The 22836-nt window shown below is 58.3% G+C and carries 25 protein-coding genes; 14 read left to right on the top strand and 11 right to left on the bottom strand.

The genetic code is table 11. From position 1 onward, the window contains the following. The first annotated feature begins 19 nt into the window (after window positions 1-19). From ADK28_RS10505 to ADK28_RS10495, 3 genes are all read left to right on the top strand, one after another. Window positions 20-199 (top strand): hypothetical protein, encoded by a 180-nt coding sequence (locus ADK28_RS10505; protein ID WP_004935085.1) that lies wholly within the window; start codon window positions 20-22, stop codon window positions 197-199. Window positions 200-412: 213 nt separating this feature from the next. Continuing rightward, window positions 413-1009 (top strand): hypothetical protein, encoded by a 597-nt coding sequence (locus ADK28_RS10500; RefSeq protein WP_015378329.1) that lies wholly within the window; start codon window positions 413-415, stop codon window positions 1007-1009. A gap of 2 nt (window positions 1010-1011) precedes the next feature. Next, window positions 1012-1785: a DUF3307 domain-containing protein gene (locus ADK28_RS10495; RefSeq protein ID WP_048795628.1), complete on the top strand. Its 774-nt coding sequence runs from the start codon at window positions 1012-1014 to the stop codon at window positions 1783-1785. A 48-nt stretch (window positions 1786-1833) separates the two neighbouring features. Here the strand turns inward: ADK28_RS10495 and mgtA are convergent, their stop codons facing one another. Together mgtA and ADK28_RS10485 are read right to left on the bottom strand one after the other, a co-directional pair. Continuing rightward, window positions 1834-4533 carry a magnesium-translocating P-type ATPase gene (mgtA, locus tag ADK28_RS10490; protein ID WP_033639984.1) on the bottom strand — a complete coding sequence of 900 codons (2700 nt, stop codon included), beginning with the start codon at window positions 4531-4533 and terminating at the stop codon, window positions 1834-1836. 243 nt (window positions 4534-4776) lie between these two features. Next, window positions 4777-5475 (bottom strand): MgtC family protein, encoded by a 699-nt coding sequence (locus tag ADK28_RS10485; protein WP_025303346.1) that lies wholly within the window; start codon window positions 5473-5475, stop codon window positions 4777-4779. Window positions 5476-5908: 433 nt separating this feature from the next. Between ADK28_RS10485 and ADK28_RS32465 the strand changes: the two genes are divergently transcribed. Next, window positions 5909-6070, top strand: coding sequence for a hypothetical protein (locus tag ADK28_RS32465; protein ID WP_162883457.1), 162 nt, complete (start codon window positions 5909-5911; stop codon window positions 6068-6070). 61 nt (window positions 6071-6131) lie between these two features. Beyond that, window positions 6132-7517, top strand: a complete 1386-nt coding sequence (locus ADK28_RS10480; protein WP_048795627.1) for a CoA transferase — start codon at window positions 6132-6134, stop codon at window positions 7515-7517. Here ADK28_RS10480 and ADK28_RS10475 read toward each other — a convergent pair. Then, a complete protein-coding gene (locus tag ADK28_RS10475) occupies window positions 7514-8389 on the bottom strand; it encodes a LysR substrate-binding domain-containing protein (RefSeq protein WP_016927211.1) in 876 nt (291 codons plus the stop codon). The two genes, ADK28_RS10480 and ADK28_RS10475, sit on opposite strands and share 4 nt — an antisense overlap. A gap of 101 nt (window positions 8390-8490) precedes the next feature. On the opposite strand from ADK28_RS10475, the gene ADK28_RS10470 reads away from it, so the two are divergent. Beyond that, a complete protein-coding gene (locus tag ADK28_RS10470; protein WP_048795633.1) occupies window positions 8491-9906 on the top strand; it encodes a pyridoxal phosphate-dependent decarboxylase family protein in 1416 nt (471 codons plus the stop codon). Window positions 9907-9919: 13 nt separating this feature from the next. Here ADK28_RS10470 and ADK28_RS10465 read toward each other — a convergent pair whose 3' ends face one another. Next, on the bottom strand, window positions 9920-10561 hold the full coding sequence (locus tag ADK28_RS10465; RefSeq protein WP_082172277.1) for a GNAT family N-acetyltransferase: 642 nt from the start codon (window positions 10559-10561) through the stop codon (window positions 9920-9922). A 797-nt stretch (window positions 10562-11358) separates the two neighbouring features. Here ADK28_RS10465 and rcsA point away from each other — a divergent pair. After that, the gene (gene rcsA / locus ADK28_RS10460) at window positions 11359-11988 is read left to right on the top strand and encodes a transcriptional regulator RcsA (RefSeq protein ID WP_004935115.1); all 630 of its coding nucleotides are present in this window, start codon (window positions 11359-11361) and stop codon (window positions 11986-11988) included. A gap of 217 nt (window positions 11989-12205) precedes the next feature. Here rcsA and dsrB read toward each other — a convergent pair whose 3' ends face one another. Continuing rightward, window positions 12206-12406, bottom strand: a complete 201-nt coding sequence (gene dsrB / locus ADK28_RS10455) for a protein DsrB (RefSeq protein ID WP_033639981.1) — start codon at window positions 12404-12406, stop codon at window positions 12206-12208. A gap of 321 nt (window positions 12407-12727) precedes the next feature. After that, window positions 12728-12940 carry a transcription antiterminator/RNA stability regulator CspE gene (gene cspE, locus ADK28_RS10450; RefSeq protein WP_004935122.1) on the bottom strand — a complete coding sequence of 71 codons (213 nt, stop codon included), beginning with the start codon at window positions 12938-12940 and terminating at the stop codon, window positions 12728-12730. Window positions 12941-13317: 377 nt separating this feature from the next. On the opposite strand from cspE, the gene ADK28_RS10445 reads away from it, so the two are divergent. The 3 genes from ADK28_RS10445 to ADK28_RS10435 all read left to right on the top strand — a co-directional run bounded on the left by ADK28_RS10445 (window position 13318) and on the right by ADK28_RS10435 (window position 15579). Continuing rightward, a complete protein-coding gene (locus ADK28_RS10445; protein WP_048795625.1) occupies window positions 13318-13695 on the top strand; it encodes a hypothetical protein in 378 nt (125 codons plus the stop codon). Window positions 13696-14208: 513 nt separating this feature from the next. Beyond that, a complete protein-coding gene (locus tag ADK28_RS10440; protein ID WP_004935132.1) occupies window positions 14209-14418 on the top strand; it encodes a hypothetical protein in 210 nt (69 codons plus the stop codon). A 153-nt stretch (window positions 14419-14571) separates the two neighbouring features. Then, window positions 14572-15579: an NAD(P)H-quinone oxidoreductase gene (locus ADK28_RS10435; RefSeq protein ID WP_033639979.1), complete on the top strand. Its 1008-nt coding sequence runs from the start codon at window positions 14572-14574 to the stop codon at window positions 15577-15579. A gap of 44 nt (window positions 15580-15623) precedes the next feature. Here the strand turns inward: ADK28_RS10435 and ADK28_RS10430 are convergent, their stop codons facing one another. Further along, window positions 15624-16676 carry an SDR family oxidoreductase gene (locus ADK28_RS10430; RefSeq protein WP_048795624.1) on the bottom strand — a complete coding sequence of 351 codons (1053 nt, stop codon included), beginning with the start codon at window positions 16674-16676 and terminating at the stop codon, window positions 15624-15626. 110 nt (window positions 16677-16786) lie between these two features. Between ADK28_RS10430 and ADK28_RS10425 the strand changes: the two genes are divergently transcribed. Beyond that, the gene (locus tag ADK28_RS10425; protein WP_048795623.1) at window positions 16787-17719 is read left to right on the top strand and encodes a LysR family transcriptional regulator; all 933 of its coding nucleotides are present in this window, start codon (window positions 16787-16789) and stop codon (window positions 17717-17719) included. Window positions 17720-17722: 3 nt separating this feature from the next. Here ADK28_RS10425 and ADK28_RS10420 read toward each other — a convergent pair whose 3' ends face one another. From ADK28_RS10420 to ADK28_RS32960, 3 genes are all read right to left on the bottom strand, one after another. Next, window positions 17723-18115, bottom strand: a complete 393-nt coding sequence (locus tag ADK28_RS10420) for a YidB family protein (protein WP_048795622.1) — start codon at window positions 18113-18115, stop codon at window positions 17723-17725. Window positions 18116-18210: 95 nt separating this feature from the next. Beyond that, complete coding sequence (locus ADK28_RS10415) at window positions 18211-18459, bottom strand: GlsB/YeaQ/YmgE family stress response membrane protein (RefSeq protein ID WP_004935146.1); 249 nt, start codon at window positions 18457-18459, stop codon at window positions 18211-18213. Between the two features lie 14 nt (window positions 18460-18473). Continuing rightward, complete coding sequence (locus ADK28_RS32960; protein ID WP_075202063.1) at window positions 18474-18671, bottom strand: glycine zipper domain-containing protein; 198 nt, start codon at window positions 18669-18671, stop codon at window positions 18474-18476. Window positions 18672-19299: 628 nt separating this feature from the next. On the opposite strand from ADK28_RS32960, the gene ADK28_RS10410 reads away from it, so the two are divergent. Together ADK28_RS10410 and yjdN are read left to right on the top strand one after the other, a co-directional pair. After that, a complete protein-coding gene (locus ADK28_RS10410) occupies window positions 19300-20220 on the top strand; it encodes a Kdo(2)-lipid IV(A) acyltransferase (protein ID WP_048795621.1) in 921 nt (306 codons plus the stop codon). A gap of 176 nt (window positions 20221-20396) precedes the next feature. Further along, window positions 20397-20816, top strand: a complete 420-nt coding sequence (gene yjdN / locus ADK28_RS10405; protein ID WP_016927200.1) for a VOC family metalloprotein YjdN — start codon at window positions 20397-20399, stop codon at window positions 20814-20816. 15 nt (window positions 20817-20831) lie between these two features. Here yjdN and ADK28_RS10400 read toward each other — a convergent pair whose 3' ends face one another. Then, on the bottom strand, window positions 20832-21026 hold the full coding sequence (locus tag ADK28_RS10400) for a hypothetical protein (RefSeq protein ID WP_016927199.1): 195 nt from the start codon (window positions 21024-21026) through the stop codon (window positions 20832-20834). 160 nt (window positions 21027-21186) lie between these two features. On the opposite strand from ADK28_RS10400, the gene ADK28_RS10395 reads away from it, so the two are divergent. After that, a complete protein-coding gene (locus tag ADK28_RS10395) occupies window positions 21187-22740 on the top strand; it encodes a sensor domain-containing diguanylate cyclase (protein ID WP_033639975.1) in 1554 nt (517 codons plus the stop codon). The last annotated feature ends 96 nt before the right edge of the window (window positions 22741-22836 follow it).

The raw sequence follows: 22836 nt of genomic DNA, 5'->3' as shown, positions 1-22836 counted from the left end.
TCACCGTATCGAGGACACCATGTACAACTTCTCCCGCTATCAGGCAAAAGAACTGGCGCTGGCTTACATGAGCGGCAAAAAACACGATCTGTCGCCGCAGGAATTTTTGCAGCAGCTGAAAAGCAGCGAGCGATCGTTTGAGCATCTGCTGAAACACGGCAGCGAAATGCCGCGTGACGTGCTGGTTAAAAGCTTCTGAACAGCCGGTTGCCGGCCATTTTCCCTCTACGCCGCCGGTGGCGAGCCTGACAGGCCCGCGCATTCCCGGCCGTTCATTCCCCGTTCCTCATCCTGCCTCATTTCGTCCCCACAGGCGAAAACCCCATAAATTCGCACTCAGAGGCGAATTATTGACATATTCGTATCCAGGTGCGAATTTATAGTTATCTCTCCACAAACAATGGAACGCGCCATGCCGACGCCAATCAGCGTAATCAGCGGCGATCTGGTGGATTCCCGCCGATCAGACACCGTCAACTACCTCAATGGGCTGCATAACCTGCTCGATCGACTGCGGCGTGACGGGCGGCTGCATCAGGTGGAAATCTTTCGCGGCGATGCCTTCCAGGCGCAGGCCGCCCCGGAGGACGGGCTGTTGCTGGCGGTGTACATTCGCCTCGCGCTGCGAGCGATGGGCGCCGCGCACTGGGATGCGCGCATCGCCGTCGGGCTGGGCAGCCAACGGCCCGACGCCGCCGGTTACGGCAGCGCCTTTATCAACTCCGGCAGCGCGCTGGACGCCATGGCAAAAAATTGCCGGCTGGCTCTGAAAACCGACAACGATCGGACAAACGCCATTGTCAGCGATCTGCTGCCGATGTTAGATCATGTGATTGGCCGCCTGTCACAGGCCGAAGCGCGCATCGTTCAGGCGAGAATGTTCGCCGACAGCGGCGCCGCCGTGGCGGACCAGCTGCAAAAAGCCGCCTCCACGGTCTCCGCCGCGCTGAAACGCGCGGCCTACGAGGAAATCATGCGGTTTATTCACGCCATTAACAGGATCGTCTGACCATGGATCTGACCTATGCGCCTTTGCTGGCCTGGCTGTTGCTCGTCCATCTGCTGGCGGATTTTCCGCTGCAGCCGCTGAGTTGGGTGGAAGATAAAATTCGGCATCGCGCGCGTTCGCGTTTTCTGGTGTTGCACGCGTTGCTGCACGGGGTGCTGGCCGCCTGGGCGGTGGCCGGTTTCGGCCTGCTGCATGGCGGGCTTTCTTCACTGCAGGTGCTGGCCAGCCTGCTGGCCATCGCCGTCAGCCACTACCTGATCGATTTGCTGAAAGTCACCGCGATGAACCGCCTGAGCCCGGCCCGCAGTTTCCTGCTCGATCAGGGATTGCATCTGGCGGTGATCGCCTTGCTGTGGCTGGGGCTAACGCCGAACGCCGGTGAACTGCTCGCCGCGCTGGGGCGGCAGCTGGGGCGTTGGCAAACCGGGCTGGTGCTGGTGGCCTACAGCCTGATTTATCTGCCGATGAGCCTGCTGATCGGGCAACTGCTGGCGCACTGGACGCCGCAAATGCCGCCTTCGGCCAAGGCCGACAACGACTCGCTGCTGCGCGCGGGCAAACAGATTGGCTATCTGGAGAGAACGCTGATCCTGACCTTTGTGCTGCTGGGGCAAATCCCGGCGATCGGCTTTTTGCTGGCGGCCAAATCTATCTTCCGTTTCGGCGATCTGCGCCAGAGCGATGATAAGATGCGTACCGAGTATGTGCTGCTCGGCACGTTGTTTTCCTTCACGCTGACCATCATGCTCGGCCTGCTGGTCAACAAACTGCTGTAGCGGTGCAGGGGCGAAGAATTTCGCCCCTGGAGTGAACGCCGAGGCGGCTTACAGCCACTCGCCGAAGCGGCGGATATAGAAACGCTTCATCAACTGGGCGACCACGCAGTAGCTGACCAGCGTAGCGGCCAACCACGGGAAGTATTCCCACGGCAGCGGCTGCAGGCCAACCAGGGCGCCGAGCGGCGAGAACGGAATATAGATGCCGAGCGCCATCACCAACCCGGTGGTCAGCAACACCGGCAGCGCCGCGGTGCTCTGAATGAACGGGATCTTCTGGGTGCGCAGCATATGCACCACCAGCGTTTGCGACAGCAGCCCCTCAATGAACCAGCCGGACTGGAACAGCGCCTGGTGTTCTACGCTGTTGGCGGCGAAGACGTACCACATCAGCGCATAGGTCGTAATATCGAAGATCGACGAGGTCGGCCCAATCCACAGCATAAAGCGCCCGATGTTTTTGGCATCCCACTTGCGCGGCTTGCGCAGGAACTCTTTGTCCATCTTGTCCCACGGCAGCGACAGCTGGGAAATGTCGTACATCAGGTTTTGAATCAACAGGTGGATCGCCAGCATCGGCAGGAACGGGATGAAAGCGCTCGCCACCAGCACCGAGAACACGTTGCCGAAGTTGGAGCTGGCGGTCATGTTCAGGTACTTGATGATATTGCCGAAGGTTTCGCGCCCTTTGATCACCCCCTCTTCCAGCACCATCAGGTTCTTTTCCAACAGGATGATGTCCGCCGATTCCTTGGCGATGTCGGTGCCGGTGTCGACCGAGATGCCGACGTCGGCGTCGCGCAGCGCCGGCGCATCGTTGATGCCGTCGCCGAGGAAGCCGACGGTATGGCCGTTGCTCTGCAACATTTTCAGCACCCGCGATTTCTGCAGCGGCGTCAGCTTGGTGAAGACCGTACGCTGTTCCACTTCGCGCGCCAGCTCTTCGTCATCCATCTGTTCAATCTGCAGCCCGGAGAGCGGCTCGCCCGGCTCCAGGCCGACATCGCGGCAAATCTTACAGGTGATCACCGGGTTGTCGCCGGTCAACACCTTCACCGTCACACCGTTTTCCTGCAGCGCGGCGATCGCCTGCTGCGCGCTCTCCTTCGGCGGATCGAGGAAAGTCAGCAACCCTTGCACCACCATGTCGCGCTCGTCGGCCACGCTCAACGGTTCGGCCGGGCGCTGCGCATCCAGTTCGCGCGTCGCCAGCACCAGCACTCGGAAACCGTCTTCGTTATACTCGCGAGCCAACGCCTGCAGCGCCGCACGGCGCGCGTCGTCCAGTTCCAGCGTTTTGTCGCCTTCGCGCACGTGAGTGGCGATCTCCAGCATCTCCTCTACCGCGCCCTTACAGATCAGCTGCTGCTTGCCATTTTCGTCCGCCACCACGATCGACAAACGGCGGCGCACGAAATCGAACGGCAGCTCATCCACCTTGCTGAAACGCCCCAAGGCTTCAATCCCCGGTTTGCCGCGGCCAAAGCGGATCACCGCCTGATCCATCAGGTTCTTCATGCCGCTCTGATGGAAGCTGTTCAGCCAGGCCAGGTGCAGCACCTCGTTATCTCTGGCGCCAGTGACGTCGATGTGGTGCTCGAGAATGATGCGATCCTGGGTCAGCGTGCCGGTCTTGTCGGTGCAGAGCACGTCCATGGCGCCGAAGTTCTGAATGGCGTTCAGGCGCTTCACCACCACCTTGCGGCGCGACATGGCGATCGCCCCTTTCGCCAGGTTGGAGCTGACGATCATCGGCAACATTTCCGGCGTCAGGCCGACCGCCACCGCCAGTGCGAACAGCGCCGCCTCGCTCCAGTCGCCTTTGGTGAAACCGTTGATCAGCAACACTACCGGCACCATCACCAGCATGAAGCGAATCAGCAGCCAGCTGACGCTGTTCACCCCGCGATCGAACGCGGTTTGCGCCCGCGAACCGACGATCGACTTGGCCAGCGAGCCGAAGTAAGTGCGCCCGCCGGTCGCCACCACCACCGCCGTGGCGGTGCCGCTGGCGACGTTGGTGCCCATCAGGCAGATATTGGACAGCTCAAGCAGCGCGTTCTCGCTGGATACTTCCCCTTCGCTCGACTTCTGCGCCACGTTGCCCATGGCATCGTATTTCTCGATAGGGATCGCTTCGCCGGTCAAAATCGCCTGGCTGATGAACAGATCGCGCGAGGCGATAAGACGCACGTCGGCCGGCACCATGTCACCAGCGGAGAGCTGAATGATATCCCCCGGCACCAGTTCACGGATCGGCACTTCCAGCGTCAGCGGATGCGCGCTGTAGCTGCTGCGGCGCAGCACCGTGGCGGTGGTGCGCACCATCGACTTCAACGCTTCCGCCGCTTTGTTGGTGCGGTATTCCTGCCAAAAACGCAGCAGCCCGCTCAGCGTGACCATGGTCAGAATGATAATGACGCCGGTGAGTTCAGTTTCTTCACCGTTCTGGCGCGGCAGCCAATAATCGGTAAAGAAACTGATCGCAGCCAGCACCATCAGTACGAAGATAAACGGGTTGTTGAAGGCCTTGATCAGCTGAATCAAGGCATGCGGTGCCTTGTCGTGGGCGACCTGGTTGGCGCCGAACTGCTCCAGCCGCTCATCGGCGTCGTCCTGGGTCAAGCCGTTGCGGTTGCACTTCAGGTTCGCCAGCGTTTGGGCGATGCTGTTGGTCGCCTCTTGCGCAATGGCGTAGGCCGCCGCATCTTTATCACGGCGACGCATTCTTTCATTAATCTGAGTCATAACGCTATTCTCTTATTTTCGTTCTACGCACAGGGATATCCCGCCCGATAAACAGGTGACTCTGCGCAGAGTGGAATTTTTAATTAGCGTGACTAAATGGCGGAATTACCCTGTCAGCCACGCAAGAATCATTTCCCTTCCGGGGTCATCGTCCATAACGCCTCCTTAATGCCCCACGTTATTCAAGGTGCTCATGAATAAAACCGAACATATAATCAAGTTAATCAATATTTATATTATTATTCAGACCGGTAATTCGGACGCGACGCGCCAGCGAACGGCACTCACGCTTTTTTCCAGACTGACGCGGCAAACAATACCTTCGATTTCTTTTTGCGCGGCCGGGGTGGCGGTAATTTCCGCGCACACTTCCAATTGCCCCGGACTGGAAATATCGGCGCTGCGCAAGGATTGCAGCCGCAAGGCGACGCCGTTCAGCGCCTGCAGGATCAGGGTGCGCACCAGAATTTCGTCCTGCTCGCCGCAGGTCACCTGAATGCGGTAGCACAGTTCCAGATCGGTCGCCTGCTGATGCGGCTGCAGATTGATGCGCTGCGCGGCTTCGCGCAGCAGGATATTGGCGCACAGGATCACCAGCGTAGCGACCACCGCATCCCAATGCTGGCCCAGGCCGCACAGGACGCCAATCCCCGCCGAACACCACAGCGTGGCGGCGGTGTTGAGGCCGCGAATGTTCAGCCCTTCACGCATGATAACGCCGGCGCCGAGGAAACCGATACCGGATACGATCTGCGCGGCCACCCGGCCGGCGCTGGCCGGATCGGTGGACATGGAGCTGAGAATAAAGACCGCCGCACCGGTCGCCACCAGCGCATTGGTGCGCAGGCCGGCCATGCGCTGGCGCCACTGGCGCTCAGCGCCAATTACCGCGCCCAGGCACATTGCCAGCAATAAATTTAAAACGAAAGGAGTCATCGCCATGACTGTCCCCTTAATTAACCGCAGGAGATAAAATCATGTGCTGTTTAGCACACGCGAAAGCGCGCTGAAAATAAATCAGCGAATCAGCGTGTCGTGCCTGGAGGGAAAAGGCTGTGGCTGTAAAATACCATAATAACGTCCAACTCGATTCACCTGAAACCGTCAGGCATCAGGAAACGTTTATTACTCGGGTATGCACAGCTCAGAAATAACTGGAGAGGGGTGCTGCCCGCCGATAACGGCAAGCAACAAATCAGAAGAGAATTGGTCAGCTTGCCTTATTTGTTTTATTACAACTACAACTGTCCAATTGGGTTTCTCCACCGAAATTTTGGCTGAGTATAGTGACGTCGGATAATGAAGTAAAGGCTAATTTATTAAACGAAAAATAAACTGGAATACGGCGATGATATTTCGATGTCACGAATAGAAGATGGCGACATTGGGCGCCGACGCCGCCTTCCGGCCGCTGCATCAGGCCCTGTGGGACAAAGCGCTGACCGCCAATTTCAGCGCGCAGCCTTTCGCCGGCATCGCGGCCCACAGCCTGCGCGCCACACTGGCCGACGGCCGCACGTTCGACGTTGCGCCTTAGCAAGGTCGCCGGCGGTGGGCTACGCTAGGCTATATTTCCGACGACCCGCAAGGAGTGGCCGATGACGCCTCTGATCCACACTCTGCTCGACGAAATTTGGCAAAGCCTGGGGCAGCGCCCCGCCCCCGCCGACCGGCTAACCGTAAGCGGCACCGGCGCATTGCCTTCGGCGTTTCCCGTGACCGAATTGGCTACCGCCGCCTGGGGCGCCGCCGGTTTGGCCTGCGCCGAGTTGCTTCGCCGCGAGGCGGCCGACGCGCCGCAGGTCTGGATCGATCAACGCCTGGCCTCGCTCTGGTTCGGCTGGACGCTGCGTCCGCTGGGGTGGACGCTGCCTGCGGCCTGGGATGCACTGGCCGGCGACTATGCGACGGCGGATGGCTGGATACGCCTGCATACCAATGCGCCGCACCATCGGCGAGCGGTGGAGCAGGTGCTGGGTTCGGCATCGGATAAAGGCACGCTGGCGGAACGCGTGCTGGGCTGGAAAAAAAGCGAGCTGGAGGAAGCGGTGATCGAGGCCGGCGGCTGCGCGGCCCAAATGCGCTCGGCGGCCGCGTGGCGACAACATATTCAGGGCAAAAGCGTGGCGCTCGAACCGCTGATCCACGCCTCACTGCAGCCGGAAGCGCCACCGCCGGGCTGGGCGCTACCCGTCGCCCGGCCGCTGCACGGCGTGCGGGTGCTGGACCTGACGCGCATTCTCGCCGGGCCGATCGCCACGCGTTTTCTTGCCGGTTTGGGCGCCGACGTGCTGCGCATCGATCCCTACGGTTGGGATGAGCCCGGCGTTGAACATGAAGTCATGCTGGGCAAACGCAGCGCGCGCCTCAACCTGACCAATGCGCACGATCGCCATACGTTTGAACATCTGCTGAGAAACACCGACGTGATCGTGCACGGCTACCGTGCCGGTGCGCTGGAGAAGTTGGGCTATGGCGCGGAGGAAAGACGCGCGCTGGCGCCGGGCCTGATAGACGTCTGCCTGAATGCCTACGGCTGGAGCGGGCCGTGGCGCACCCGGCGCGGTTTCGACAGCCTGGTACAGATGAGCTGCGGGTTGGCGGAGGCGGGCATGGTTTGGCGCAGCGCCAGTTTGCCGGTGCCGTTGCCGGTACAGGCGCTGGATCACGCCACCGGCTATTTGATGGCGGCGGCGGTGCTGACCGGTATGGCGCAGCGCCTGAGCCGCGGCACCGGCTACCACGCGCGGCTGTCGCTGGCGCGCACGGCGCAGTTGCTGCTGGCGCATCCCTGTTCGGCAGACTATCGGCCGGAACCGCTGGCGCCAGCCGGAACCGCCGACGAGAACCCGGAAACGGAATTGACTTACTGGGGGGCCGCGCAACGCCTGCGCGCCCCGTTAAGCCTGCAGGGCACGGCGCTGCAGTGGGCGCTGCCGGCGACTACGCTCGGCACCTCGCAACCGGAATGGCTACGCCGCTAAATCGCCGCCAACTGTTGCTGCAGCCACTGCAGCAAGCGGGTGACCGCCGGCGTCAACCCGGCGGTCTGCGGCCACACCAGATAAACGTCGTCATCGCTCAGACGACGGGGCGCGGCCAACGCCACCAGTCTCCCCGCGTCGAGAGCATCCTGGACCAGCAGCTTTTTCGCCAACGCGATGCCAAACCCTTGCTCCGCCGCGCGAATCAACAACCCGGCATCGTTGAACAACGCCTGTTGCCGCCCGCATAACGGCCGCCCCTGCGCGTTGAACCAGTCGCGCCAGGGACTGACGTCGTGCTCGAGCAACGGAATATCGCCACCGTTCTCGAACGCCGCCCCCCATTCTCGCGCCATATCCGGCGAAGCGACAGGCAGCACGTCACCCGACGCGATGCGCTGCGCCTGCAGCCCCGCCCATTGACCGCTGCCGATGCGGATCGCCGCATCGAACCCTCGCTGCGACAGATCCTGCAGCGCCAGCGACGCATCGATATCCAGCGCAATATCGGCGCAGGCCTCATGAAAAGCAGGCAGACGCGGCAACAGCCAATAATGGGCAAAAGACGGCAACACGCTGATGCGCAGCGTCTGGCTTGTCGCCGCACGCCGGGCGCGGGCGACGCCCTGCTGCAGCGCCTGCAGCGCCGGTTCCACCGCCGCCAGCATCTCTTTCCCGGCGGCATTCAGGCGCACGCCGCGCCCGCGCCGTTCAAACAGCGGATAGCCGACCGCCTGCTCCAGCAGCTGAATTTGCTGGCTGACCGCACCGTGCGTCAAATGCACCTGTTCCGCCGTAGCGCGCAAATTTTCCAACCTGGCGGCGATCGCAAAGGTCGGCAAGACATGCAGGGGAATGCGTTCATTCATCATTGGTTAACCAGGCTATCCAAAAAGGTTATTTTTCATCGATTTTGACCGGCAGGCAAATGTTCTATGTTTACCCCATCATCCCTGACGCTTTCGGAGCCACCATGCACCCACGTTTACAACAGGATCTCGCGCAGTTTCCGCAGATCCTCGACCACACCCGCCAGTTGGCGGAAGATTTCCTGACCGGGCTGCAGCAACGCTCGGTCTGCCCGCCGCTCGAGCATCAGCAGCTGCAACCGGGCGACGATCGACTAGATGAAAACGGCGAAGGCGCCCTGGCGACGCTGGAGCGCTTTTGGCAACGTTATCAGGCCGGCATTTCCGCCAGCGCCGGCCCGCGTTATTTCGGCTTCGTCACCGGCGGCGGCACCCCGGCGGCGGTCGCAGCGGACTGGCTGGTTAGCGTGACAGACCAAAATAGCTTGCTCAGCCATGATACCATCGCAGCCACGATCGAGCTGGCGGCCGTGACGCAGTTGAAATCCCTGCTGGGCCTGCCGGAAACGTTCAGCGGCAGCCTGGTCAGCGGCGCGACCATGGCCAATTTCACCGGGCTGGCCATTGGCCGGCAGTGGCTGGGACAACAGCACGGCGTGGATATCGCCCAACAGGGCCTGGCGGCGCTGGGTTCCATCCGGGTATTGTCGGCCAATCCACATTCCAGCAGCGTGAAGGCGCTCAGCATGCTCGGTATCGGCCGCGAGGCGCTGACGACCGTCGCCAGCCTGCCGGAGTCTGAAGCCATGGATATGGAAGCACTGGAACGGCAGCTCGCCGCCGGCGCCGGCCAGCCAACGTTGGTACTGGCCAGCGCCGGTACGGTCAACACCGTCGCTTTCGACGACCTGCCGCGCCTGCTGGCGCTGCGGGAGCGTTATCCGTTTTGGCTGCATGTCGATGCGGCATTTGGCGGCGTGGCGGCCTGCTCGCCGCTCTACGCTCCAAGACTTGAGGGCTGGCAGCATGCCGATTCCATCACTGTCGACGCGCACAAATGGCTGAACGTGCCTTATGACAGCGCGATCCAATTTACCCGCCATTTAGATCTGCAAATGCAGGTATTTCAGAACCATTCGGCCTACCTGGAAGCACCAACATTGCGGCCAGACAACTATCTGCATCTGACGCCGGAAAATTCGCGCCGCTTCCGCGCCCTGCCGCTTTGGCTGACGCTGAAAGCCTATGGCCGCAGCGGCATACGGGATATCGTCGAGCGCAACGTCCGATTGGCGCAGGCGCTGGGGGCGGCGCTGGCAGCCGATGACGGTTTCCAACTGCTGGCGCCGGTGAATTTGAACGTGGTGTGCTTCGCACTCAGCCATCCACAGGGCGACAGCGAGGCGGCGCGCGATCGTTTTCTCGAGCGCCTGAGCCGGCACGGCGTGGTGCGCTGCACCCCTACGCGTTATAACGATCAGCCGGGGATCCGCGCCGCGCTGGTCAACTGGATGACGGAGGAACAGGACATCCGGCTGGCGTTGGACTCGCTGCGCCATTGCCTGGCGGAAACGGCCTAGCGCGCGCGGCGTATTACCCGAGTTGGAAGGCCTGCAAACGCCGTTCTTGCCGCCCGTCATCGCCGATGTTATTCGGCGACAGCCAGGCGGCAAACGCCGCGCGCCGCGCCGGCCATTCCCCGTCGACGATCGACAGCCAGTCGGTGTCGCGCGTGCGTCCTTTGACGACGACGGCCTGGCGGAACGTGCCTTCATAGCGGAAACCCAAGCGCTCGGCGGCCTGGCGTGAAGGCAGATTGAGGCTATCGCATTTCCATTCGCAGCGCCGGTAGCCAAGATCGTCGAACAGATGCCGCAGCATCAGGAAAATCGCCTCGCTGCCCAGCGCGCTGCGCTTCATCAGCGGCGACCAGTTGATGGTGCCCAGTTCGGCCACGCCGTTGGCAGGATCGATGCGCAAAAAAGCGCAGCTTCCCACCGCGCACCCGTTTGACTGATCGATCACTACCATCGTGTTTCTGTCAGAGCTGGACGCCTGAGCCTGAAGATAACGCTGGAAATCTGCGCGCGACTGCGGCCGTTCCCAAAACAGATAAGTCCAGTCGCGATCGTCCTCGGCGGATTGATAAGCCTGATAAAGCGCCTCCCCCCAGCGCGCGAGGTTAAGCGGTTCGAGGCGGCAAAACCGCCCTTGCAGCGGCGAGTGCCCGGGCATGCCTGCCGGCTGCCAATGAGGGAGGGCTTCGCCTATCGGCTGCCCATACTGATTCCGTCTCACCGCGACATCCTGTTTTTGAAAGGTGGAGAGGCAAGTTAAAACCAACGCGAGCCAGAGACAACTCCGACCTGCCATTCCTCCCCTGCGGATCGGGCCGCAGGATGATAGTTTAGAGAAATCACTGAATCACCGTTAAACATTCACGAAAACTATTTCATGTAAAATAAATATCCAGATAACTCATTGTAAAACGGTGATTTATAGCAACAAATAAGCTACACATTCCGGCCATAATGTTAACTTTCGTTTGCCGTTATGATAAAAAAAGAAGTGCTAATCATTAGCATGGAAAGCAGAAAAACACCATAACTTAATGATTTTTAAATAAAAAAAACGAAAAACATCAGAGAGAGCGTTTTTTGTTCACTCAAAAAATGCGCTGAAAGACGTCAAAAAAACGACACATGAATTTTTTTTAAGACTTTTCCTAGCAAACTAAAATTTTGTTTCGTGACATGATGAACAGATTCGCGGCAAGCAATGCAGACAGGCACGGGCGCCAAGCGCAGATCAGGCTCAACATGCCGAAGCTGGACGAGCAGCAGATCGCTCTGACTTAAGCCAAACTTATAGATTCATGCAATTAATAAGTTTAGTATGAAAATATCATTGAGTGACGCCGTGTTTATTGATAGAACACTCGCTACACTGAATTATTGCTCCATTTTGCCTTTCGGCTTTTTAGGCTTTTTCTCATATTACCGCAGTAAAACGGATTTAAGTGGGGGTGCGATATGCCAACGATTATCATGGATTCATGTAGCTATACCAGATTGGGGTTAACCGACTATCTGACTTCGCATGGCGTGAAGAAGCGCCATATTAATGCCATCGAGGACATTGACAGCCTGCATGAAAAATGCAGCAAGTTGAATCCGAGCCTGGTGTTTATTAACGAGGACTGCTTCATCCACGAAGCAAACGCCACCGAGCGAATAAAACGGGTCATTTCACTGCACCCGGATACGTTATTCTTCATCTTCATGGCCATTACCAACGTACATTTCGACGATTATTTATATGTTCGCAAGAACGTCATCATATCGTCAAAATCCATCAAGCCAGAGACTATGAATCAGCTACTTAGTCACTATCTCGAGAGAACGTCTCTGCGTACGGAGAAATCCTCTCTGGATCAAACGCCGGTAACGCTGAGCCAGACTGAATCAAACATGTTACGCATGTGGATGTCCGGTCAAGGCACCATCCAGATATCAGACCAGATGCAAATAAAGGCCAAAACGGTCTCTTCCCACAAGGGAAACATCAAGCGGAAAATAAAAACGCACAACAAGCAGATCATTTATCACGTTGTTCGTTTGACCGATACATTGACCAGTGGAATATTCGTCAATAGCCGCTGAACCACAGAGAACGCCCCCGCTCTGTTTTACCAGCCGTTAAATACCCGGTGATAATGTCATCTGGATAGAAGCCGCTGGAACCACAAAAAAATACCTGCTGCGTTATCCCCCGCTAGCGCAACGGGTATTTTTTTGCCGTCGATAAAAAAAATCCTACCGCAATGAAATAATCTCAAAATGGACAATTTCATTAGCAAATTAATGAGATTAGCCTAAGTTAGTGCCCGTGCTCGCGACAGGGCTCCACAAACGTGCCGTCACGGCTGTCGATTTCATTAAAAAACCAGACGCCCGCCGGATAGTCGTCAAGAGAAACCAGGTACATGGTGCCTTCGTTGAACACCTCTACGGCCAGAATGACGCCTTCACGCCGCGGACCGCCGTCTGTTTTTACCGTCACTCGATCGTTAACCTGCATACCCTTCTCCATTATTTGCGATTGCCGTCAGTGTATTACAAAACCGGAGGCGATGGACACCGCTCCAGCCCTGCCGGCCTCTGCTATCAGCGTAGCAGCCGCCTGGATTTTCACTTTCTTAACGGTTTGGCCGCAGAATCTTAAGCCGGTCTCGCGTAGCCTGTCTTCAGGCGTTTCCCCCCCAGAGAAGCGCTCGCAAATGAAGAAGTAACAAGGAACTTTTGCCCGCAGACTTGCGGGCTTTTTTTTTGCGCACCGCTGAATTGCAGGCATAAAAAAACCCGCCGCGGCGGGTTTTTCTCAATCAGCGCCAGGCGCCAATTAGATAGCGGTAACGTTAGCCGCAGATGGACCTTTCGCACCGTTCTCGATAGAGAACTGTACGTTCTGGCCTTCAGCCAGGGTCTTGAAGCCTTGATCCTGGATAGCAGAGAAGTGTACGAATACGTCTTTGCTGCCGTCTGCTGGGGTGATGAAACCAAAACCTTTAGCTTCGTTGAACCACTTCACTTGACCTTTGATCATGTTAGACATGTCTAATTTCCTTCAATAATAAATGTAAGCCGCCATGGGCGAGGTAGCCGGTCATCAGTTACTTATGGAGGCACTGGAAAGGAAATTCGTCAGAGAAGGGCTATCCGGGATAACGCTTTAAATTTGAACTACTTTACTCAAAATGTCGTGCATAAATAGGTCTGTACCACAGGCCGACATCATTAACTCATGAGCGAGCGGCAATAGCAACCTTTTTCGCCGCAATGGGGCGCTAATCTCGGCTAAACGCACAGGATTTGACCCTGTCTGCCGATAGGGCCGCCGCCTGACTCGCCCGTAACGCCCAAGGCAAATGATAGTAATTCTCGTTCTGCTGTTTTATAGTTGCCTGACGAAATCATTCAGGGAGATTCACCATGCCGAGATGGCTTACATTACCGGCTGTCAGTACCGCCGCCCTGCTGGCCGTTGCCGCTTACAGCGCTCCGCAGAGTGCACTGGAGCTCAATTATCAAGCCCCCGACCCCAGCATGGCTCCCGCGCCCAAGCCGCCTGCCCCCTCTGAGCCGGCCACCAAAACGGGAAAACCGCCGATCGCTTGGACAGAGGCGAGAGATAAAAGCGGTTTTCGCGTCGATATTGAGTGCGATCATCCTGGCTGCAGCAAACCGCGCGCCAAACCTTATCCCGCGTATGAAGGCCCGGTGAAGAAAACCGATCGCCGCCGCCAGTCTGATCCTTATTCCACCAATCAGGATCCCGATTACAACATTCAGTTGGGCTATGAGTGGTAGTGGCGCTTTCGGAGTAATGCCTATATCAGCCTCCTTTGCCGCTGCATAGAATATGCCTCAGTTCACCACTCCTCCTGGTGTTGAACACAACAAGCTGTGTTGCAAATCTTTATGCGCCTCCCTATAGGCGCTTTTTTTTTGGGGCCTATCCCTCAAAGCGTCTTCCGATTACAGATTGCTCTCATTGCCCCACAAAGTGATGAATGTCACAAATACGCCTCCTTGCCATTCTTATTCGGAGGTAACGTTCATGGCCACAGGATCCCTTGCCCTCCTGGCCGTCTTGGCCGGCATTGCGGGCTTCGCCCTCTACAAGCATTTAAAATCTCAGAAAAAAAGCACACTCGTCCGCCCGCACGATCGGTAACCGACAACGCGCTTTCACCGCGAAGGCCCGGCACATCGCACGCCGCGCCTTCGCGGGCTGTCATGCTTTCATCACAAAATTGTCACATTATGGCCATATGATGATTCGCGTTTATCCGCTCTGGCTTAACACCAAGGATTTCGCCCATGACCATAATTAAAGCTGCAAACCATCAGGAAGCAGAAAAACTCATCCGCGCCGGCACCGCCAAGAAAATCGAACTGGCCTACGATATCGGCAGCGACGACTTCTTCCAGCTTGCCAGCCTGTGGTGCGATAAAGGCGCCAAAATCTCCAAAGGAAAAGAACACTTCATCGTCTCGTTGAAAGGGTTCCGCATCCCGCCTAACGATTAATGCCCAGCCGCCCATCGCGGCGGCTTCGCCCCTTCCTCACAAAACCGCTCTATTCAACCACGCGCGCCTCATTCGATTTCGCTAAGCTAACAGCAGACTTTATTGCGGACGTTTCGCCTGATAATCACGTCCGCCACGATGAGGAGAGTAACCATGTCAACAAATGCAGCGCTGCCCGGCACGATGAAAGCGATTGAAATCAGCCAACCGGGCGCTCCCGACGTTCTGGTCGTTACCGAACGCCCAGTGCCCGTTCCGCAAGCGGGCGAACTGCTGGTGAAAATCGCCGCCGCCGGCGTTAACCGCCCCGACGTGCTGCAGCGCCAGGGGAACTATGCCCCGCCGCCCGGCGCCTCGGATATCCCCGGCCTGGAAATTGCCGGCGAAGTGGTGGCCATCGGTGAAGGCGTGACCCACTTCGCGCTCGGCGATCGGGTTTGCGCCCTTATCGCCGGCGGTGGCTATGCGGAATACTGCACCGTGCATGAAAGCAATGCGTTGCCGGTGCCGGCGGGGCTGAGCCTGACCGAAGCCGCCGCGCTGCCGGAAACCTTCTTCACCGTCTGGGTCAACGTGTTCCAGCGCGGTCATCTCAAAGCCGGCGAAACCGTGTTGATCCATGGCGGCACCTCCGGCATCGGCACGGTCGCCACCATGCTGGCGAAGGCCTTCTGCGCCCAGGTGATCACCACCGTCGGCTCCGAAGAGAAACGTCAGGCCAGCCTGGCGCTGGGCGCCGACGTGGCGATTAATTACCGCAGCGAAGACTTTGTCGCACGCACCAAAGACGCCACCAACGGTAAAGGCGCCGACGTCATCGTCGACCTGATCGCCGGCGATTATGTCGCCAAAAACTATCAGGCCGCAGCGATGGAAGGCCGCATCGTGCAAATCGGCACGCAAAACGGCGTGGTGAAAGAGCTCAATCTGATGCCGCTGCTGCTGAAACGCCTGACCCATACCGGGTCGACGTTGCGCTCGCGCAGCGTGGCGGACAAAGCGCAGATTGCCGCCGATCTGCGCGAAAAGGTTTGGCCGCTGCTGGAGCGCGGCGTGCTGAAACCGCAAATTTTCAAAACCTTCCCGCTTGAGCAGGCCGCCGCCGCGCATACGCTGATGGAGTCCAGCGAGCACATCGGCAAGATCATGCTGACGTTCTGAGCCTATTCCCCGCGGCCGGTGCTGCGGGGAAACCGATGCCGCACTCAGGGAATGATGCGGCGGCGGCGGAACTCATCGAACAGCGAGAAAAACATGGCTTCGGTTTCGACAAACTGGTGGAAACCGAAGCGCCGCGCCTTGCTGCCATCCGCGAACATGTCATAGTCCCAGGAAAAGACGAAATCGGCGAAACGCCAGCCGGCCACCGCGCGATAGTCCGGTTCGGCCAATTGGTGCCGCTGCACCAACTCCCGCCACAGCGACGCTTTGCCCGGCATCATGCTCTCCAGCGGCATCGGCAGCGGCGGCGCACATTCCAGCCCAAAGTAAGCGGCGATTTTCGGCCACATCTCGCTCCAGCGAAACAGATCGCCGTTGTTGATATTAAACGCCTGATTGGCCGCCGCCGGCTCGGTCGCCGCCCACAGCGTGGCGCGCGCCAACAGCCCGGCGTCGGTCATTTCCAGCAGGCTGTGGTAAGCGCCCGGTTTACCCGGGAAGCGCAACGGCAGCCCGAGCGCTTTGCTGATCGAGGCGTAAACCGCGATGCTTAACGCCAGATTCATCGGATTGCCGAGGGAGAAGCCCCCCACCACGCTTGGACGGATGGCGCTCCAACGCCAGCGCTTGCCGGCCTGCCGCTGCACCAGATACTGCTGCTGCGCCACGTTAAACTCCGGCGGCATATGCCCGGCGTCGCTTTCGCGCGCCGGCGTTTTAAACGGCCCCAAATGCGCGCCATACACCTTATAGCCCTGCATCAGGCTGATATGTTCCAACGCCGGCGCGACCGGCTCCAGCTCCTCGACGACGTGTTGCAGCATCTGCAGGTTCGGCGCCACCAGCCCCGCCCAGTCCGGCGCATCCTGATAGGCGGCATAGAAAACGTGGCTAATCGCGCTCAGCGGCCGCAGCGCGTCGCGCGTCGCCGCTGCATCCAGCAGATCAACCTGAAGGTGGCGCACCCCCGGCGCCGGTTGCCCACCCCGCCGCGAGACCCCCACCACTTGCCAGCCCTGTCCGGCCAGTTCCTCAATCAATCGGCGCCCAATCACGCCATTGGCGCCGATCACCAATGCCTGCCGCTTTGCATTCATCTTGTCACTCCTCGGGTTATCGATGCCCTGAGTGTCATTGATTAGCAATGCTTGCGGTAGAAGAGACTTTCCACTAACACTTATAAGAAAAATCTAGAGGCAAGATCGACATGGATAAGCTGAACGCCATGAAAACCTTTATGCGGGTGGCGGAGCTGGGCAGCCTGTCGGCCGCCGCTCGCGATCTGCGTTTGACGCAGCCGGCGGTCAGTCAGCAAATCGCCGGCCTGGAGCAACAACTCGGGGCCCAACTGCTGTTTCGCAGTACCCGGGCGGTCACCCTGACCGATGCCGGCAGCAGTTATTATCAGCGCCTCAAACCGATTCTGGCGGCGGTCGACGAAGCGGAAGAAGCGCTGCGCGGCCAGCGCCACCAGTTACAGGGCAATCTGCGCATTCATGCCCCGACCGGGTTCGGGCAGTTGCACGTCACGCCGCTGGCCATCGCTTTCCAGCAACGTCATCCGAGCCTCGCCATCGAGCTGTTGCTGGACGATCGTCGCGCCGACGTGATCGGCGAAGGCATCGACGTAGCGCTGCGTTTCGGTGAACTGCATGCGCCCGGCATGGTGGCGAAACGTTTGGGCGAGCTGCAACGCCTGCTGGTGGCGTCACCGGCCTATCTGGACAAACATGGCACGCCCCGTTCACCGGCGGAGCTGGCTAAACATGCGCACATTCGTTACAGCGGTTTGAACGACGGCGATACGCTCACTCTGTTCGGGCCGCACGGCCCCGAGATGGTTGCTGTGCGGCCCACGTTCCGCGCCAACAATACGCTATCGCTGCTGGCCGCCATTGAGGCTGGAGCCGGTATCGGCGGCGCCCAACGGCCGTTAATCGCCGAGCAGCTGGCGACGGGGGCGCTGGTGCCCGTTTTGCCGGAATACCGCTACCCGCCCATGGCGCTGCACGCGATCTATCCCGCCTTACGTTTTATTCCGGAGAAAGTGCGCGCCTGGGTGGCGCATCTGCAGCAGGCGTTGACGGCGATCGAGGGAATTAGCGGAGTGAAGGCTCCCGGCCAGACGCCGGGAGCCTAATCATTATTTGAACAGTTTACCGACCATATCGCCCAGCTCGTTGCTGTCTTGCTGAACTTCACCGTTTGGTGAGGCGGCATCCGCGACCGTTGGCAAGAACTGCGCAATGGTGCTGGACGCCTGTGCCGGATCGATGCCCAGCTTTTCAGCCAGTTGGTTGATGGCGTCGCTACCCAACGCCTGCTGCACATGGTCGCCGGTAATCGACTGATTTTCGCCATTGCCGAGCCAGGAACCGACGATATCGCCGAACTGCCCCTGACGGAACTTGTCCAAAATGGCCTGCAGGCCGCCTTGTTGCTCGATCCACTGCATAATGGCGATGTAGTCGATACCTTTACCACCGTTGGCGCCGCCGCCCAGAATGTTACCCAATACGCTATCGAACAGACCCATGATATTCCCCTTTCAGCGGGTACGGCCCGCGCCGCACCGCCGGATTGATTTCACGAAAAAGGGCCGCCGCGGCGACCCTGTTGAGCAACGGCTGCTTAGCCTTTGATCTTCCTGTAGACAAAAAGCACCACCAGAGCACCGATTACCGCCACCACAAAGCTGCCCAGGTTAAAACCGTCAACGCGGCCCATACCGAAGAAGGTGCTGATATAGCCGCCGACGACGGCGCCCACGATCCCCAATATAACGGTCACAATAAAGCCGCCGCCGTCTTTGCCCGGCATAATCCACTTGGCCAGGATACCGGCGATTAAACCAAAAATGATCCAGGAAATGATGCCCATCTTTACTCTCCCTATTACCTTTTGCCTAACAGAAATCCTATTACCAGGCCCACGACGGCGCCGGCGCCTATCCCCGCCCAAGGGTTATCCTTAAGGCAGGCACATGATTGCTCGAGCGCTGCTTTTACACCGCTGCTCACTTCGCAGGCGGTGCTTTTCACGTAGTCGCTCGGTTGCTCAACACCGTTTAGATCGTCATTTTCATATGACATGTCAAACCCTTACAGACCAACTCTCTGAGAATTTCGTCACATGTTTCGCGCCAGGCGCCGTCCGCTCCGCGATCTTGCTCTGGGCAATCTGCCCGCTGCCGCTCAATGCGGAGGCGTCCGGCGACAAACGCACAACTTCACACTATGACTATAGTAAAAAATCAGCGGTTTACCCATTTCCGTCCGTCTGAATTTCACCATACAAAAAACGATCTGATTTCATCCCGGTGTCATCTTGCAAGGCTAAACTTTAAACACATCCTCCCGGAGGAAACGCCAATGTTCAATGCCCCCGTTGTCCTGATCCTCGCGCTACTGTACGCACTGGCCGCCGCTTGGGACGGTTCCGCGGCGTTACTGTTTCATTGAGGTTACATAGCCGTTGTCACTTTTGCGATGCGCTTAATTGTGTCTTTATTTTTCAATTTCGCCAGCCGGTTGAAATAGCGGAAAATATCCCCTCCTTCCTCGGTAAAAATCCTATTTCGCTTCGTTTTTCGCCTGCGTTTAAATAAAGCGTAAAAAAAGCATTAATGGAAAATCCTGTTTAGCACAAAATATTCTATCATCTTCCTTATGGAAATTTGGGTTAAGGTCCCATTGGGAAAGAAAAGGAATAACAGGAAAAATGCTTTCTAACCAACGCTTTGAGCGCGAATTCTTGCGCCCTCGTTATTGGTTGTTGTGGATAGGACTGGGAATACTCTATCTCTTGGTATTACTGCCCTACCCGCTCATTTATCGGCTCGGACACGGCCTTGGCAGAATAGCCATGCGCCTAATGAAACGCCGGGTAAAAATAGCGCGCCGCAATTTAGAACTCTGCTTCCCCGCGATGCCCGCCGCCGAGCGCGAGGCGCTGATCGTCAAAAATTTTGAGTCCGTCGGCATGGGGCTGTTCGAAGTCGGCATGGCCTGGTTCTGGCCCGACTGGCGCATCGCCCGTTGGTTCAAGGTGAGCGGCATGGAAAACATGCGGTTGGCGCGTCAGGACGGCAAAGGCGTTCTGCTGATCGGTCTGCATTTCCTGACGCTGGAACTGGGCGCGCGCATTTTCGGCATGCAAAACCCCGGCATCGGCGTGCATCGCCCGCACAACAACAAGCTGATGGAATGGGTACAGACCCGCGGCCGGCTGCGCTCGAATAAATTCATGATCGATCGTAAAGATATCAAAGGCATGATCCGCAACCTGAAACAGGGCGAAATCCTGTGGTACGCGCCGGATCACGATTATGGGCAGCAAAGTAGCGTATTCACACCGTTCTTCGCCGTGGAAAATGCCGCCACGACCACCGGCACCTTTATCCTGGCGCGCATGGGGCGGCCGTCGATCGTGCCTTTCGTGCCGCGCCGCCTGCCAAACGCTCAGGGCTATGAGCTGATCGTGCAGCCGCCGTTGACGGACTTCCCGCTGGATGATGAAACGCGCGCGGCGGCCATGATGAACCGCGTGGTGGAAGAACAGGTGCTGCTGGCGCCCGATCAATACATGTGGTTGCACCGCCGCTTTAAAACCCGCCCACCCGGCGAGCCGTCGCTGTATTAACCGCGTTCGCGCCTTTGCCCGTCCTACCGGCGGCGAAGGCGCTCACCTCGCACGAGCATTCTACGTCAGGGGGACTACACTAATAAGTCACCGACGGCAATTATTGCCGCCAGCAATCATTTCTTCCCGCCCGAGGGCCGGTCGTTGCCTGTCGGGCCACAACCGAGGTCAATGTCATGCTGGTACAACCCTATTTGTTCTTCAGCGGCAACTGTGAGCAAGCGATTAACTTCTATGTACAGCAGTTGAATGCCAAAATTGAAATGGTCATGCGCTTCAAAGACATGCCCGAAGAAGCCCGCCAAGGCGGGCCGGAGGACGTCAATCCTGAAGCGATCATGCATGCGCGCCTGCTGATCGGCGACGGCGTACTGATGGCCTCCGACGGCTGTCCGCAAGATGACAGCGGCGGTGCTTCCCACAAAGGTTTCTCGCTGTCGCTGAACCCCAGCGATGCGGAACAAGGACGCAAACTGTTCGACAATCTGGCGCAGGGCGGCCAGGTGACGATGCCTTACCAAGCTACCTTCTGGGCCAAAGGTTTTGGCATGCTGACCGACAAATTCGGCGTCAACTGGATGATCAACGTCGAATAACCCCGCATGGCGCCGCTAGCTGTAGCGGTGCCAGTCATACGCCGCTTTGGCGAACAGCGCGAACAGCAGCGCCAACAGCGCCAATCCCAACCGCCAATAGGGCGACCGGCGGCGGCGCCAGGCGAAATACATCATCACCGCCAGCGTTCCCAGCGTAAGGGGGTAATACACCGCCAGCGTCAGTAAAGCGATAATGATGTAATCAGACATTGCTCTTTCACTCCGAGGTGCTCACAGCGCCGCTGATGCGGGCTGCGATCGACCTTTCGCCTTATCGCCTCGTTAAAGGCTAGAGGTCTGGCGCATTTATGCATAAAATATAAGATTGCTCTTAACTCAAACTGAATAGTAATCACACAACAAGGGTGACATGACTCAGCAGCAACCCATACAGGATGCCGTGCCGGCGCGCAGCGTTAAAAGCTCCCCATTATTATTTCAGGCCGGCGTGTTTGTCATCATCGTTGCCGCCACGCTGATCCTCTTTAACAGCTGGCAAATCTGGAACGCACACCAGCGCGATCTGCGCAGCGCCGAGCATGAATCCGCCAACCTCGCCCGCTCGCTGGCGCAGCATGCCGACGATACTTTCATGCAGGTGGACGGCAATCTGCTCGATCTGACCGAACGTCTCCAGAACGACGGATTGGGGCCCTCGCAATTGACCCGGCTGCAGCGGGTGATGCAAACGCAGGTCGGCAACCTGCCGCAGCTGCATGGGCTGTTTCTCTACGATGCGCGCGGCCGCTGGCTGGCGACCTCCTCGGGCAAATTCATCAAGAACGCCAACAACGCCGATCGCGATTACTTCATATACCATCAAAACCGCGACGACGGCGGCCTGTACATCGGCAAGGTGATCCGCAGCCGCACCACCGGCGATCTGATCATTCCCGTTTCGCGGCGTTTCAACAACCCGGACGGCAGCTTTGGCGGCGTGGTGTTGGCGACGCTGTACATCGATTATTTCCGCCAGTTTTACGACAGCTTCGCCCTCAACACCGACGCCTCACTGAACCTGCTGCTGGCGGACGGCACCATCCTTTACCGCCGCCCTTACTCGGCGGCGTCGATCGGTAAAAACATCGCCAAGGGCGTGCTGTTCAGCGAAATTTTGCCGCATTCGGAATTCGGTAACGCCACCATCACCTCGCTGTACGATAAAGTAGAGCGCATCTACGGCTATTCGCGGGTCAACCGCTTTCCGCTGGTGATCGCCGCCGGGCTGTCGAAACGCGACGCGCTGGCGGACTGGCGCACCGACGCCGGGCTGTTCGCCGCCGGCGGCCTCTCGCTGCTGGTGATCCTGTTGGCGATGGGCATGGTGCTGCTGCGGCAAATCAAGCACAGCATGCAAACCGAAGCTGAGCTGATGCGTACCCGCGATCAGTTGACCAGCATCAACCAGATGCTCGAAGAGCTGGCGCTGCTGGACGGCCTGACCGGGCTGGCCAACCGCCGCCAGTTTGATATCGCGCTGAAGAACGAGTTAGCGCGGGCTTCGCGCAACTACCGCAGCGTGGCGCTGCTGATGCTGGATATCGACTATTTCAAACAGTACAACGACAGCTATGGCCACGTCGCCGGTGACCAATGCCTGCAGCAGATCGGCCAAACGCTCAAAGGGTTGGCGTGCCGCAGCAACGACGTTCTGGCGCGTTACGGCGGCGAAGAGATGGGGATTATCCTGCCGGATACCGACGTCCAGGGCGCACTGATTTTCGCCGAACGCGTCATCAACGCGGTGCGCGATCTGAAAATTCCGCATCAGGGTAATCCGCACGGCATCGTCACCATCAGCATCGGTATCTGCGCCAAAGTGCCGCATATGTATAACGATACGCCGATCAGCTTTATCAATGAGGCGGACAGCGCGTTGTATCAGGCCAAGAAAAAAGGCAAAAACTGCATTTACGGCGCTTAATCATTAATCGGGCCACCAAAATTTGGCGGCCCGATTTATTACCAACCCAAATGAAATAATTCCCCTCCGCAACATTATTTCCCCGGTTTACCCTGC

This window comes from Serratia sp. 506_PEND (assembly GCF_001076875.1).
Taxonomy (GTDB): domain Bacteria; phylum Pseudomonadota; class Gammaproteobacteria; order Enterobacterales; family Enterobacteriaceae; genus Serratia; species Serratia marcescens.
Note: the sequence above shows the minus strand (reverse complement) of the source record. Positions and strands in the feature narration are given on the sequence as shown.